Here is a 13,099-nt window from a genome sequence, read left to right as displayed (position 1 = left end):
AAGAATGAGGAACCATGAAAGAATTTTCCTGACAGAAAAAATACAACTGTCTCACCCTACCCTGCCCCTTTCCACCCCCGCCAGCGCTTCCTGCTCCGGGCCTTGTATCCTGGGGTTCGACAGCCCGGCTGACCGCTTCCTGCCTAGCCCGGCAGAGAATTGCCGCTTTTTCAGTGCCTGTTCTGTCCGTGCTCCGACCGGAATTTTATCTGTCGTGGCTGAAGTAATGACAGGGTTCCCTGTTCCCCGAGGGATATTCTGAGCCCGATCAGCCTGAAATTCCCATTGATTTTCTTTCTCCACTTCAGTTTTTTCCGCTTTCAGGCCTGCAGCATTGGAAGAAAATGAAATGCTTTTATCAGCAGGCACGCGGAGAACTTGAGAGAAAGAGGATATTTCATCCTGCATTTCCCATTTATTAAAATATGTCCGGAAATTGTCAGGTAATTCGTCATTTTTATTTCAATATTTCTCCGCAAGTCAGAAAAACATGCATACAAATTACAATTAAAGTAGGTCTCCTGAATCTTTGGAGCGAATTATGGGTAAAATATGCAATAAAAACGTTCTTCTGTGCGCTGCCCATCCGCTCCGAAACGGAACGAGAACTACCGGAAAGACATTCATTATTGGTATCAGCACTGCTTAAGTACTGAATAAATACCTATTTAAATTTTTTTCTTATTGCCCTCTGCGGCAAATCCCTCTACCCAGAAATGACACATAAATAACAAGCATGCCTGCCCGGCAAGAAAAACAGGGGTGAACCTGATGTCAAAGCGCGGAAAAACAACTCTGTGGTCCAGAATGGCCTTTTCCGCTGCTTTCTGCCTGTCTGTTGTAAGCCTGTCTTTCATGAGCCTGGTCCCTGCTCAGGCCCGCGCCCATCACGGGGCACGTAACAGTCATTTCCGGGGCGTTCATTCCTTTCACAGTCATGGCTTCTTCGGCCGGACGCGCATCCACCGCCATTATGGCATTCTGCAATGCGTCGCTTTTGTGAAGCAGAACAGCGCGTTCAACATCCGCGGTAATGCCCGGGACTGGTGGCCCAGCGCTGCAGGGCGCTTTGCACGCGGCGCACAGCCTGAAGTGGGCTCTGTCCTGGCCTTCCGGGGTACGCGCCGGATGCCGCTCGGCCATGTTTCGCTTGTCAGCGGTGTTGTGGACAACCGCACCATTCTCGTCGACCACTCTCACTGGGCCAGCGCGGGAATCAGCCGCAACGTGAAAGTGGTGGACGTTTCCCCCAATAACGATTGGAGCGCCGTGCGGGTGGCCCTGGGTGACCGCACGGAGCGTCTGGGCAGCATCTACCCGACTCATGGCTTCATCTACAGCCGCACTCCGGGCGCGCAGCCTGCGCACCGCATGGTTGTTCTGGCACGTGGCCTGCAGGGTATGCAGACAGCTTCGCTCCCCCCGAGCATGGAAGTCTTCGACGACGATGCTCCCAACCGTTCTCTGCGGTAAACCGATTTCAAACAGACCCTCTGCCACAGGCCTGAGAAATCAGGCCTGTTTTTTTGCGCCTAAATTTTATCCATGCTGCTTTACTTCCATGCTGCCCAAGGGCGCAGATCCTGCTGACCTGGCTCAGTCCGGACGCCCGGCGCGGTGATAAGGATGACCGCTGGCAATCGCCTGGGCACGAAACAGCTGCTCGGCCAGCAGAACACGTACCAGCATATGCGGCCAGGTCTGCTTTCCCAGAGACAGGCGCGCATCGGCGCGCTGGATGACAGGGCTGTCCAGCCCTTCCGCGCCTCCGACTAGAAAGTTCAACGGTCGGCCAGATGCCTGCCATTCCTGGTAACGTTCTGCCAGTTGCAGGCTGCTCAACTGCACCCCGCCCTCATCAAGCGCCACCACAAAGGCATTAGGGGCACAGGCATTCAGCAAGGCGTCTCCTTCACGCCGTTTCTGCTCTGCCGGGCTGCCGCGCGCCTGGGGCACCTCCACGATATCCAGGGACGGACGGAGGCGTTGGCGGTAGCGATCAAGCAGCTCGCGTTCCGGCCCTGCCTTCATCTTACCGACCGCAATAAGCTTCATCCTGCCCCATAACCTTTTTTCTCAGTGCCAAAGAGCGGTAGCGTTACTCGCACCGACAGCTCAGGACGACCTGCGCCGCCCCTTGGTATGCGCAGAACCGATTGCAACCTCCTCATCAGCCTGGTCGAACTCATGGCCCCACATGCGCTCAAGGGCATAGAGTTCCCGGCTTTCAGGCATGAAGAGGTTGACGACCACATCGCCCGCATCCATCAGCACCCAATCGCTACCCTGCGCCCCTTCGGTTTCCCCATAGCCATAGCCGGCTTCCTTGAGTTTGCGCTCGAGATGCTGGGCCATGGCACTCATCTGACGTTCTGACAGGCCTGTGGCGATCACCATCCGCTCTGTAAAGCTGGCACGGCCGCTCAGATCCATGATCACCACGTCTTCAGCCTTGTCCTCTTCCAGGCTCTCCACAATGATCTTCAGCAATCCGGTCAATGCCTCCTCGCGCGTCATGCCGGCCGGCGTCCCGGTGATCTCGATCCCGTTCTTCATGAATATCTGTCTCTTTCCTGGTAGTCCTGGTGTCTGCATTCCCTCACCCTTGTCACGCCTGCTCAGGAAAGGCGGCACGCCCCATCGCCCTGCAGTGACAGAAGGGAAGTGAGATCTTCTCTAAATGGGAACACCTCTGCCGAAAACCAGTCTCAGCGCCTCGGAAATACCGGAGGGGGAAGGGAGTTCGGCTCAGTCCGGTTTATCTGAAGGGGCGAGCGTCTGAGCGGCAGGAAAAGCCCCGGCCTGACGCAGGGCCGTGGCCGAAAGTGGATTTTCACGCATCTCCAGAAAGGTCCACCCTTCCTGGCCCGGCAACAGACGCCCCTGGCGCGCAGGGCATCTGCCCGCATGCAGGACCTGAGCGGCCTGTCCCTTCAAAGCCGGGATCACGCTGCCCGGACGGGGGAAAACCGCAATTGGCACGAGTCGCGCCAGCTGCCGCCATTCTTTCCAGCGTGGAAACTGCGCCAACCCGTCTGCACCCATCAGCCAGATGAACGAAGCACGCGGATAAAGGCGTTTCAGCGCGGCAACCGTGCGCACCGTGTAACGCTCTCCCAACCGCCCTTCCAGGTCACTGGCAACGATTCGGCGCCCATCAGCGATTTTTTCCGCACTGGCCAGCCGCTCCGCAAAAGGCGCCATTCCCTTGGCGGGTTTGAGCGGATTGCCGGGAGAGACAAGCAGCCAGACCTGATCAAGCCCCAGCCGCTTAAGAGCCTCGCGTGCGATCTGCTGATGGCCCGCATGTGCCGGATTGAATGAGCCCCCCAGCAGCCCGATCCGCATGCGCCTGCCATCACCGAAACGCGGCAGGGGCGCAGAGGAGGACGGAACGGTTTCAATCACGCCTGGGGAAGGAACCGCTTCCAAATCTCAGGCCTCCAAGGCTCAGATTGCCGTTTCAGCTTCAGACATTGAAACGGAACAGAAGCACGTCCCCGTCCTGCACAACGTAATCCTTGCCTTCGATCCGCAGCTTGCCCGCTTCACGGGCCCCTGCCTCGCCGCCTGTGGTGACATAATCATCATAGGCGATCGTCTCACAGGCGATAAAGCCACGCTCAAAATCGTTGTGAATAACGGCAGCCGCCTGAGGCGCGCGGGTGCCGGAAGTGATCGTCCAGGCGCGCGTTTCCTTGGGACCCACCGTGAAATAGGTCCGCAGACCAAGCAGGCCATATCCGGCCGCGATCACGCGGTCCAGACCGCTGTCTGCCAGGCCAAGCCCCTCCAGGAATTCATCCCGCTCTTCTTCAGGCAGCTGGCTGACTTCCGCCTCAATGGCGGCGGAAACCACCACCATGCCAGCACCCTCCGCTTCCGCACGCTTGCGGACCGCCTCTGAATGCCGGTTGCCGGTTGCAGCCGCCCCTTCCTCGACATTGCAGACATAAAGTACAGGCTTGGTGGTCATGAGCTGCAGCTGCGCTGCCTCTTTTTCCTGGCCTTCAGGCACGGCCGTGCGGGCCGGCTGCCCTTCACGCAGCGCAGCCATGAGGGGTTCGATCAGGGCCAGCTGGGCCTGCGCCTCACGGTCATTGCCACGCGCCTTCTTCTGCAGATTGGTCTGACGGCGCTCAAGGCTTTCCAGGTCAGCCAGCATCAGCTCGGTCTCGATGATCTCCGCATCGCGCACCGGATCGACACCCCCTTCAACATGGGTGATGTCGTCATCTTCAAAACACCGCAGAACATGGATGATGGCATCCACCTCGCGGATATTGGCCAGAAACTGGTTACCCAGGCCTTCCCCGCGTGAAGCACCGCGCACCAACCCGGCAATATCAACAAATTCCAAGCTGGTCGGCACGACCTTTTGAGACTTACCCGCTTCAGCCAGCACAGCCAGGCGCGCATCAGGCACGGCTACCCGGCCGGTATTGGGCTCGATGGTGCAGAAGGGATAATTGGCCGCCTGGGCCGTTGCCGTCTGCGTCAGTGCATTGAACAGAGTGGACTTGCCGACATTGGGCAGCCCCACGATGCCGCAATTGAAACCCATCTCCTCTTTCCTTTCCGTAACTGGCCCTGCAGCCCTGATCCGGCGGACAGGGGGCGAACACTTCCCTGGGAATTCCGGGCTTTCAGCCCTGTTCCTGCTGCAGCAGGGCAACCCGCGTCATATAGGCTTCCGGGCTCTCATCTGCCAGGAGGACGGCAGCCTCGGCCACATTTCCAAGCCATGCCTGCAGCAGGGGCTTTTCCGCTTGCGCAAAATCCCCCAGGACGTGCCCGGTAACACGTTCCCGCGCGCCTGGATGACCGATCCCCATCCGCACCCGCCAGTAATCCACCGTGCCCAGACACCTGTCCATGGAGCGCAAACCGTTATGTCCTGCCGCGCCCCCGCCCCGCTTGAGACGCAGCCGGCCGAATTCCAGGTCCAGCTCATCATGAAAAACAGTCATGGCTTCGGGCGGGATTTTATAGAAATGCGCGACCTGCTGAACGCTTTCACCCGACAGGTTCATGTAGGTCTGTGGCTTGAGAAGCAGGATTTTCTGCCGACCGATCCGGCCTTCTGCCACTTCTCCCCGAAAACGCTTGCGCCACGGAGTAAATCCGTGGCGCTCAGCGATCGCGTCAACCGTCATGAAGCCGATATTATGCCGGTTACCGCTCATCGAGCTCCCCGGATTGCCAAGGCCGATCCAGAGTTTCACGCGTGCACGTCCTCCGCCCCTTATCTGCTTGCGCCCGTCAGGCCAGACCTGCCCGGTTCAGGTTGGGGCTGGCAATCGGGGCGCGACTTCAGGCTTCCTCGGCTGGCTTCTTTTCAGTGGCCTGAGCGTCAGCCAGATCTTCAGCCGCTTCCTGCTCTTCCACGGCATCAACTGTCGGCGCGGCGATAGAAGCGATCACGAAGTTGGGCACCTGCAGTGTGGGGGTGGAATGTTCGGTCCCCTGCAGGTCGTCCCAACGCACGTTGTCGTTGATGTCGAGCTTGCTGAGATCAGCCGTGAAATGCTCGGGAATATGGTCGACATCCGTGTGCACATCAACCGAATGACGCGCCACGTTCAGCACGCCGCCACGCTTGATGCCGGGGGCTTCCTCTTCGCCGGTGAACACGACGGCAACTTCCACGTTCACTTTCTGGCCGGGGACCAGACGCAGAAAATCAATGGAGATCGGCGCATCAGTCACGGGATGGAACTGGATGTCGCGAATCAGGCCGCGCACTTCCTTGCCGCCCAGATCGAAGGAATACAGGCGGGATTTCCAGCCGCCGCGATGCAGCTCTTTCATGATCACGCGCGGATCAATGGAAAGCAGCTCGGGTTCCTGCTTGCCGCCATACACCACACCAGGCACCTGCCCGGCACGTCTCGTTGCGCGCGCTGCCCCCTTACCAGCCTTCGCGCGCTCGGAAACCTTGAGATTCGTAAGTTTCGCCACGTTGAATACGCTCCTGCGTCAAAAATCAGAAATACATGTTCTGCCTAAAGAGGCTCCGGCTTCCTGCGACATTCTGGCCAGTTGCCGCCAAGAGACGGAAAACCACGCGCCGGGACCTCCAGGGGTGCCCCGGCACAAAGACATCCCGCCTTAGCGGAATTACCCTGCAAAGACAATCAGTGAGGCCGGATAACCGAAAGCTGGCGGCCCGTTTCTCCGTTTCCTTCCAGCGTGGCGCGGCGGTAACTGAAGAAACGTGGGTCGGTCAGGGTATCAACGTCCATGTTCTCCACCTGCGCCACCCCAAGCAGACGCAGACGCCACAGGCAGAAACCGGCCAGATCGAAACGCGCATGGTTTTCCCTGAAGGAGGGACGGAAATAATTTTCCGCCTCCGCCCTTTCCCCTTCCGGCAGGCTCTGTAGCACCGTGTTGCGCATGTCAGCGCCGATCTCGTAGGAATTGGCCCCGATACAAGGCCCCACTACAGCGCGGATATGTCGTGCGCCCAGCGCTTCCATCCGTCTGACCGTCGCTTCAAGAATGCCGCCGACCGCGCCGCGCCAGCCTGCATGCGCTGCTGCGACGATGCTGCCGTCACCTGCCATCAGCAGCACCGGCGCGCAATCAGCCGTCGCAACACTGGCGGCAAAGTCGGGATTGACGGAAATGACGGCATCCGCTTCAGGAGGCGCGCCTTCAGCAACAGGCCGGGGCGCTACGTCCTGGCCGATCACGATCACCCTGTTGCCGTGCACCTGCCGAAGTGCCGGCATGTTCTGCGGTGTCACATCCAGGCAGTCTGCGATGCGGCGACGGTTTTCCTCCACGTTCCGGGGCGCGTCAACCGTGTTGATCCCCCCGTTCAGCGTTGCACACGGCGCGGGCGACACCCCACCCTCACGCGTGAAAAAACCATGTGGCACCTCCAGCAGCCCGACCCGCAACGGTGTCACGCTTTGGCGCTGAGAGGAGGTATTCTGTCCCTGGCTCATGACCGGCTCGGCTCCTTCAGGCGCAAAAGGCTCATTCTGAACCAGTTTCCGACTCTGGCCCAGCAGCGCTTTCCGGCACGAAGCCCACTTCCGCGCCAGGGCTCATGAACAGGGTCATGACAGGGGGGCGCATGAGAGCGTGAACGACCAGTGCAGCCCCCGCCAGGGCCATCGGCAGGCACAACACCTGCCCCATGGTCACGCCGCCGGCGAGATAGCCGATATTGGCATCCGGCTCGCGAAATAGCTCGCAGAAGGCCCGGGCACAGGCATAGCCGGTCAGAAACAGGCCTGACAGCAGACCGGGCCGCGCACGGACCGCCTGGAAACTGGCTGCCACCAGCAGGCCCCCAAGCAGCAGCACGCCTTCCGTCGCGGCTTCATAGAGTTCGGACGGGAAACGGGGCATGGGACCGGCAGCCGGGAAGATCATCGCGCCCGGCCAGCCTGCTGGCGCAGGGCGGCCCCACAATTCGCCATTGATGAAATTAGCGCACCGGCCCAGCGCCAGCCCGATGGGAATCACGACTGTGATACGGTCGGAGAAGCCCAGAAACGACAGCTTACGCCGGTAGCAGTAGAAAGCCAGTGCCAGAATGACCCCGAGCGCACCGCCATGAAAGGACATGCCGCCCTTCCAGGTTTCGAGAATGGCCAGCGGATGGGAGAGATAGAAAAGCGGCCTGTAGAACAGCACGTAGCCCAGCCGACCGCCGAGCAACACGCCCAGAACGGCGTAGAACAGGAAGTCATCGACTGTCCGCGGGCCCGCGACAATCGGGCGAAGCGCGCAGAGACGGCGCGCGATGGGCAGGGCGATGATGAAGGCCGTGATATAGGCCAGGGCATACCAGCGCACGCTGAAGGGCCCCAGATGAAAGGCGACCGGATCAATGGCCGGAAACATCAGCGGCGCACTCACAGGTAACCTCCTGCCCAGCGCGCGGCCCCCTGTGACGGGTCATCCAGACAGGCCTGCGATCCCCTCATGAGAAACTGTTCCACATACATGCTGATCCCGTCTTCAAGGCTCGTGAAAGGGGCGGTATAGCCGGCGGCACGCAGGCGTGTAAGGTCTGCACAGGTGTAGGACTGATACTGCCCCTGCAGTTTTTCAGGCATCGGCACGAAAGCGATGTCTTCAGGACGCCCTGCCGCCCGACAGGTCAAACGGGCCAGGTCAAGATAAGTCCGCGCCGCGCCGGTGCCGCAGTTGAACAGACCGCTGACCTGCGGATGGTCCAGCAGCCACAGCATGACGCGCACCGCATCTCCCACCCAGATGAAATCACGTCTCTGGTGGCCATCGGCCAGACCGGCCCCGTCAGAGCGGAAAAGCGTCACCGGCCGGCCCGCCCGGACTTCATCATATTTGACCTTCACCACCGAGACCATCTCTTGCTTGTGGTATTCATTGGGACCGTAGACATTGAAAAACTTCAGCCCCGCCCATTGCGGCGGTGACGGGTCCCCACGTTCCAGGGTTGTTCTGACCCACAGATCAAAGGCCTGTTTGGACCAGCCATACAGATTGAGCGGGCGCAGGCCGGGCACGCCGGCAAGACCGTCCTGAAACGCGGTTGGGCCGCCTTCACCTGCTTCCTCGGCAGTTTCATGGCCAGCAGGGTTGGCTGCACCGCAAGCGCCATTGCCGTAAGTCGCGGCAGAAGACGCATAGATAAAGGGCACCTCCATCTGCGCACACCACTGCCAGAGCCGCTGCGAGAGAGCCACGTTGGTCTGCCAGACCAGGTCCCCGTCACAAGCCGTAGTGGCGCTGATCGCGCCCAGATGCAGGAGCGCACGCGGTTTCCGGCCGTGCGCGCGCAGTGTTTCAAGAAAACCTTCCAGCGCCTGCGGACTGACGATTTCAGAGGGGGGATGGGCTGCCAGATTGCGCCACTTGCCCTGCTGGCCCAGATGGTCCACCACGACCGTGTCCTCGCCACGCCGGAACAGGGCTGCCTGCAGACATGAGCCTATAAATCCGGCCCCGCCGGTGACGATCATCATTCTTCCTGTATAGTCGGGCGCGAAAAAGGGTCAAAGACTCATCAGAAATCCGAAGGGGCCCCTTCGTTCCGCCCTGCGTCACAACCTACACTGTCCGGGAGTTCCCTCATGGCTGACCGCCCCCGCATCTTCGACGATCTCACCGGTCTTGCCGGTACGGCCTTCTCCGCTTTCAGCGGCGCGCGTGAAGAGGTCCATGCGCTCGTGCAGGCCCGAATCGACGAGCTCGTCAATGCCCTTGATCTCGTGCGGCGCGATGAGTTCGAAGCTGTCTGCGAAATGGCCAGCCGGGCACGCCTGGCCGAAGAAAAACTGTCAGGTCAGGTGGCCGCTCTGACAGAACGCGTCGATCAGCTGGAACGTCGCCTCAATGATTCCAAACAGAAGAAACACCACGCAGCCTGAACGCCAGTGTTTCTTTCGCGCCTGACCCGTTGCCATCCCGGTCCGGCCCGGTTCCCGATCTGTTTTTCAAAAGGCTCTTGATATGACTGCGCCACATCCCGCTTCCGCCCCTTCTTCCTCAGATGCGCCCGTGATCCTTCTTGCCGGCTGCGGGCGGATGGGCTCGGCCCTGGCGCAGGGATGGGCAGCCAGCGCCCATCCGCCACGCCTGGTCATCCTTGACCATAAACTTGAAAAAGCCCCCGGCAATGCGCCGATCTACCGCCAGGTAAAGGACCTGCCCGCCGATCTGGCGCCAGCCCTCATCGTGCTGGCGGTCAAACCGGCCGGCGCGGCAGAACTGCTTGCAGCCCTTCGGGAGCACTTGGGCAAAGGCCTGACACACAGTACGCTGCTTTCCATCATGGCTGGCAAGAGCTGCGCGGATCTGGCGCGCGCCTGCGGCAATCCGGACATGGCCGTCATCCGCGCCATACCCAATACCCCCTCCAGTGTTAATGCCGGCACGACCGGGCTCTATGCCGGGCCGACTGTTTCAGCCCCCATGAAAGCCCTCGCCCATCAGCTCATGAGTGACGTGAGTGCCGTGGTTGAAGTACCGAAGGAAGAGGATTTGCGCGCCGTCACAGCGCTTTCCGGCTCGGGGCCGGCCTATGTGTTCCTGCTGGCGGAGCTGCTGGAAAAATCGGGGGTGGAGCTGGGATTGAGCCGCGAGACAGCCACGCAGCTGGCGCGCAACATGATCTATGGCGCGGGAAAGATGCTGCACGACCTGCCGCAATCAGCGGCAACGCTGCGCCAGAACGTCACCAGCCCCAACGGCACAACGGCCGCAGCGCTCGACGTTCTGAGCGCACCTGATGCCTGGCCGCGCACTGTTCCCCAAGCCACCCGCGCAGCCGCCAAACGGGCTGCGGAACTGGACGACTGAGATCCCGAGCAGCTCAATGGAATCTGACATGCAGGCCGGTGGCTTTCCCCTTTCTTTCTCTGCGGAGCGCGCTTCAGAAACGGCCATGGTTGGCGCAGACAACTTCGATCTGGCCCTGCTGAAAGCCGCCATGGACCTGGCGGGCCGGGAAGGATGGCACCGGTTTTCGCTCGTTATGGCCGCCCAGGCAGCCGGGCTCGCGGTGGTTGAAGTACGCAACCGCTATCCCTTCAAGATCCAGCTTCTCCTGACTCTCAACCGCCTGGCCGATGACGCGGCCCTGGGGGAGAGCAACGGCGGGCGGACTGTACGTGAACGTCTTTTCGAGCGTCTCATGCACCGTATCGACGTATTCCAGTCCTTCCGTGAAGGGGTGCGGGCCGTCATGCACGGCCTGCCCTTTGATCCCCCACTGGCAGCGGGGCTGGGGGCGGCCACGTTCGACAGCATGAAATGGATGGCCGACAGCGCCGGTCTGGATTGCCGCGGCCTGGGCGGTGCGGTACGCCTGCAGGCCCTGCTGGGCATCTGGAGCCACACCCTGCGTGCCTGGGAGTGTGATACCAGCCCGGACCTCTCTGAAACCATGCAGGCCCTTGACGGTGCTTTGGACCGCGCCGAGCGTCTAGGGCTGCTCAAGCCCCTCCCTGAACCTGAATCGGTTTCCCCCCCGACCGACCATGAAGCTGCTCCCAGCGGGTCTGGGGACAGAACTGAAAGAGAGGATTTCAACTCCGGTTGCGTCACAGAGACCTTCGTCATGGAGACGGAAGAGGATGATGACGATCTGCCGGATTATGTGCCTCCGCCCCTCTGAATTCTCCCCGGCTTCAGCCCAGCTAGGGCCTTTACCTTCGGGAGGGAGGACTGTAAAACCTCTTCAGCCTTGGGACGTAGCCAAGTGGTAAGGCAGCGGATTTTGATTCCGCCATGCGGAGGTTCGAATCCTCCCGTCCCAGCCATTCTGCAAAAACTCATCTTATCATTCACTGTGAAACAGTCGGTTTCAGCAGAGCATTACCGTCAGGCGGTGCCTTTTCCTGCCTGCGCTTTTCTCCTAACGTGATCTCTTGAAGAAGACTGCCGCCAAAGGCATGTGACTGAAATGGCCCTTCCGCCAGCCTTTACTCTTCTGTAAGGCGCTGGCAGGACCTGGGCTGTTGCAAACTCGGGACTGATTGCTGATGAACGAGAGAAATGACGCCGCTCCCTTGCCGACTGACGGCATCCCGGCCGCTGCAGGCAATGAGGCAGACTCTTCTTCCGACCACCACCAATCTTCTTCCAGAAAAGAACGCAAGGCGCTTTTTTCGGGTGACGTTCTGGCCTCGCTCAATGAGCAGCAGCGCAAGGCCGTGCACCATATTCTGGAAATGGAGAACGGTCAGTTCTATCTCAACGGCCCCGCCGGAACAGGTAAGAGCTTCACCGCCTGTGCAGCCATTGCCGAGCTGATGAAACGCCGCCACCGCAAGGGACGGATTCTTATCCTGTGCCCTACCCATGTGGCCAAACTGCAGTTCACCCACCGTCTCAACCCGGCCTGGATCGAAGGGGAAGATCCTCCGGTGGTTCTCATGACGGTCGCCGCCTTTCTGGGCCAGGGGCCGCAGGCTGACCGTGTGACAGGACAGGATTACTTCCCTAAAGGCGCTTTCCGGAACATTGACGGCTTCGGCATCATCTTTGCCGATGAAGTCTCGATGATCGGAGAATATGAGCTGGGAGAGATCGAAAAAGCTTCCCGCGATATTCCTGTCATCTATCTGGGGGATTCAAACCAGCTTCAACCTGTCATGCGCCGCGATGCCAGCCATGTCTTTGACAAAATGCCGCACATGACCCTGACAGAGCAGATGCGCAATTCAGGGCCTGTGCTGCAACTTTGCCAGGAACTGCGCCACAGGCTGGTCTGGCCCCAGAAAACCGTGCGGGAAGTCAACCAGTTCGGCGATGTCTCCCAGATCATCGTTTACGACACCCGCCATGAAATGATCGAAGCTTTTCTCGAGCACCTCAAGAAGTCACCCGATCCCTGGAAGATCACTTACCTGGCCTATACCAATACTGCGGTAGAGCAGGTCAAACGCCTTGCCCACCACGCGCTTTATGGAGATGAGGTTTATTGCGTCGGGGAATATCTCCGGCTTGGCCGCCACATTCCCTGGAAGCGCCGTCATCTCGGCCACCGTGGCAACATCATTCAGATTCTGGAAATTCTCGGTGTGGCTGAACAGACCCTGGCCCGCGACTTCACCTGTCCGGTCTACCACCTGCGCGTGCGCAATCTGGACATGAACGTGGAAGGGGAGATCCGCTGTGTCTCGCCCGAGGACCAGACCCGCTTTCTTGATCTGCTGGATACGCTCTATCAGGAATGCAGCCGGCTCTTTGCCGAGCGGCGAATGGACGAGTATGACGAGACCCGCGCTGAGGTCGACAGCCTGAAGCTCCTGGCCAACCTGAAGTCTCCCTACTCTCAGACTATCCACAGCGCGCAGGGACGTTCCATCCCCCATGTCTACGTGGATACTTACAACATTGCCGAACAGGGGCGCGACAAGCGCCGGCTCATGTATGTCGCCTGCTCGCGCACCCAGCATGATCTCCACGTGATCAGGATCACCGAAAGACTACGCTGGGAAATGAAGGAACGCCGGAGCGCACGTCGCACGGCACGCAGGAATCATGACCTCAAGGCGGAGCGTGAGCTGTGGTAAGCCCCAGCTGAAATCGGGAGGCTCCGAAAAGCCCGGAAAACGCTTTCAAGCACCACAAGAAAAAGGCCATGTCC

16 protein-coding genes and 1 tRNA gene are annotated in these 13,099 nt (G+C 60.0%); 6 read left to right on the top strand and 11 right to left on the bottom strand.

What is annotated here, in order from left to right:
• Positions 1-51 precede the first annotated feature (51 nt).
• On the bottom strand, positions 52-408 hold the full coding sequence (locus E3E11_RS04340) for a hypothetical protein (protein ID WP_141451333.1): 357 nt from the start codon (positions 406-408) through the stop codon (positions 52-54).
• A gap of 260 nt (positions 409-668) precedes the next feature.
• Positions 669-857, bottom strand: coding sequence for a hypothetical protein (locus E3E11_RS04335; protein ID WP_141451332.1), 189 nt, complete (start codon positions 855-857; stop codon positions 669-671).
• Between E3E11_RS04335 and E3E11_RS04330 the strand changes: the two genes are divergently transcribed.
• Entirely contained in the window at positions 856-1,473 is a 618-nt protein-coding gene (locus E3E11_RS04330) for a CHAP domain-containing protein (protein ID WP_141451331.1), read from the top strand. The genes E3E11_RS04335 and E3E11_RS04330 overlap by 2 nt on opposite strands.
• Positions 1,474-1,596: 123 nt before the next feature.
• Here the strand turns inward: E3E11_RS04330 and E3E11_RS04325 are convergent, their stop codons facing one another.
• From E3E11_RS04325 to rfaD, 9 genes are all read right to left on the bottom strand, one after another.
• A complete protein-coding gene (locus tag E3E11_RS04325; RefSeq protein ID WP_141451330.1) occupies positions 1,597-2,055 on the bottom strand; it encodes a 23S rRNA (pseudouridine(1915)-N(3))-methyltransferase RlmH in 459 nt (152 codons plus the stop codon).
• A gap of 60 nt (positions 2,056-2,115) precedes the next feature.
• Positions 2,116-2,556, bottom strand: a complete 441-nt coding sequence (gene rsfS / locus E3E11_RS04320) for a ribosome silencing factor (RefSeq protein ID WP_141451329.1) — start codon at positions 2,554-2,556, stop codon at positions 2,116-2,118.
• Between the two features lie 192 nt (positions 2,557-2,748).
• Entirely contained in the window at positions 2,749-3,348 is a 600-nt protein-coding gene (locus E3E11_RS04315) for a nicotinate-nucleotide adenylyltransferase (protein ID WP_231119021.1), read from the bottom strand.
• Positions 3,349-3,469: 121 nt separating this feature from the next.
• Positions 3,470-4,564 (bottom strand): redox-regulated ATPase YchF, encoded by a 1,095-nt coding sequence (ychF, locus tag E3E11_RS04310; protein ID WP_141451328.1) that lies wholly within the window; start codon positions 4,562-4,564, stop codon positions 3,470-3,472.
• 82 nt (positions 4,565-4,646) lie between these two features.
• Positions 4,647-5,225 (bottom strand): aminoacyl-tRNA hydrolase, encoded by a 579-nt coding sequence (gene pth / locus E3E11_RS04305; protein ID WP_141451327.1) that lies wholly within the window; start codon positions 5,223-5,225, stop codon positions 4,647-4,649.
• An 88-nt stretch (positions 5,226-5,313) separates the two neighbouring features.
• Positions 5,314-5,961, bottom strand: a complete 648-nt coding sequence (locus E3E11_RS04300; protein WP_141451326.1) for a 50S ribosomal protein L25/general stress protein Ctc — start codon at positions 5,959-5,961, stop codon at positions 5,314-5,316.
• A gap of 176 nt (positions 5,962-6,137) precedes the next feature.
• A complete protein-coding gene (gene pgeF, locus E3E11_RS04295; protein ID WP_141451325.1) occupies positions 6,138-6,956 on the bottom strand; it encodes a peptidoglycan editing factor PgeF in 819 nt (272 codons plus the stop codon).
• A gap of 31 nt (positions 6,957-6,987) precedes the next feature.
• Entirely contained in the window at positions 6,988-7,863 is an 876-nt protein-coding gene (gene lgt / locus E3E11_RS04290; RefSeq protein ID WP_141452129.1) for a prolipoprotein diacylglyceryl transferase, read from the bottom strand.
• Between the two features lie 11 nt (positions 7,864-7,874).
• Positions 7,875-8,969 carry an ADP-glyceromanno-heptose 6-epimerase gene (rfaD, locus tag E3E11_RS04285; protein ID WP_141451324.1) on the bottom strand — a complete coding sequence of 365 codons (1,095 nt, stop codon included), beginning with the start codon at positions 8,967-8,969 and terminating at the stop codon, positions 7,875-7,877.
• Between the two features lie 108 nt (positions 8,970-9,077).
• Here rfaD and E3E11_RS04280 point away from each other — a divergent pair, with 108 nt between their 5' ends.
• From E3E11_RS04280 to E3E11_RS04260, 5 genes are all read left to right on the top strand, one after another.
• Positions 9,078-9,374, top strand: coding sequence for an accessory factor UbiK family protein (locus E3E11_RS04280; protein WP_141451323.1), 297 nt, complete (start codon positions 9,078-9,080; stop codon positions 9,372-9,374).
• Positions 9,375-9,456: 82 nt separating this feature from the next.
• Positions 9,457-10,305 carry a pyrroline-5-carboxylate reductase gene (gene proC / locus E3E11_RS04275; protein WP_141451322.1) on the top strand — a complete coding sequence of 283 codons (849 nt, stop codon included), beginning with the start codon at positions 9,457-9,459 and terminating at the stop codon, positions 10,303-10,305.
• 85 nt (positions 10,306-10,390) lie between these two features.
• The gene (locus E3E11_RS04270) at positions 10,391-11,122 is read left to right on the top strand and encodes a TetR/AcrR family transcriptional regulator (RefSeq protein ID WP_141451321.1); all 732 of its coding nucleotides are present in this window, start codon (positions 10,391-10,393) and stop codon (positions 11,120-11,122) included.
• Positions 11,123-11,192: 70 nt separating this feature from the next.
• Positions 11,193-11,267 (top strand) — tRNA-Gln (locus E3E11_RS04265).
• Positions 11,268-11,489: 222 nt separating this feature from the next.
• Positions 11,490-13,025 carry an AAA family ATPase gene (locus E3E11_RS04260; protein WP_141451320.1) on the top strand — a complete coding sequence of 512 codons (1,536 nt, stop codon included), beginning with the start codon at positions 11,490-11,492 and terminating at the stop codon, positions 13,023-13,025.
• The last annotated feature ends 74 nt before the right edge of the window (positions 13,026-13,099 follow it).

The organism is Oecophyllibacter saccharovorans (assembly GCF_006542375.1).
GTDB classification, from domain to species: domain Bacteria; phylum Pseudomonadota; class Alphaproteobacteria; order Acetobacterales; family Acetobacteraceae; genus Oecophyllibacter; species Oecophyllibacter saccharovorans.
This window is presented reverse-complemented; position numbering and strand designations above follow the sequence as displayed.

Bases quoted from the DNA above. Each gene is read 5' to 3' on its own strand.
- pgeF (WP_141451325.1), bottom strand. From the start codon at position 6,956: ATGAGCCAGGGACAGAATACCTCCTCTCAGCGCCAAAGCGTGACACCG.
- E3E11_RS04270 (WP_141451321.1), top strand. From the start codon at position 10,391: ATGGTTGGCGCAGACAACTTCGATCTGGCCCTGCTGAAAGCCGCCATG.
- E3E11_RS04260 (WP_141451320.1), top strand. From the start codon at position 11,490: ATGAACGAGAGAAATGACGCCGCTCCCTTGCCGACTGACGGCATCCCG.
- E3E11_RS04340 (WP_141451333.1), bottom strand. From the start codon at position 408: ATGCAGGATGAAATATCCTCTTTCTCTCAAGTTCTCCGCGTGCCTGCT.
- E3E11_RS04330 (WP_141451331.1), top strand. From the start codon at position 856: ATGAGCCTGGTCCCTGCTCAGGCCCGCGCCCATCACGGGGCACGTAAC.
- E3E11_RS04280 (WP_141451323.1), top strand. From the start codon at position 9,078: ATGGCTGACCGCCCCCGCATCTTCGACGATCTCACCGGTCTTGCCGGT.
- E3E11_RS04325 (WP_141451330.1), bottom strand. From the start codon at position 2,055: ATGAAGCTTATTGCGGTCGGTAAGATGAAGGCAGGGCCGGAACGCGAG.
- lgt (WP_141452129.1), bottom strand. From the start codon at position 7,863: ATGTTTCCGGCCATTGATCCGGTCGCCTTTCATCTGGGGCCCTTCAGC.
- rsfS (WP_141451329.1), bottom strand. From the start codon at position 2,556: ATGAAGAACGGGATCGAGATCACCGGGACGCCGGCCGGCATGACGCGC.
- E3E11_RS04335 (WP_141451332.1), bottom strand. From the start codon at position 857: ATGAAAGACAGGCTTACAACAGACAGGCAGAAAGCAGCGGAAAAGGCC.
- E3E11_RS04315 (WP_231119021.1), bottom strand. From the start codon at position 3,348: ATGCGGATCGGGCTGCTGGGGGGCTCATTCAATCCGGCACATGCGGGC.
- ychF (WP_141451328.1), bottom strand. From the start codon at position 4,564: ATGGGTTTCAATTGCGGCATCGTGGGGCTGCCCAATGTCGGCAAGTCC.
- proC (WP_141451322.1), top strand. From the start codon at position 9,457: ATGACTGCGCCACATCCCGCTTCCGCCCCTTCTTCCTCAGATGCGCCC.
- rfaD (WP_141451324.1), bottom strand. From the start codon at position 8,969: ATGATGATCGTCACCGGCGGGGCCGGATTTATAGGCTCATGTCTGCAG.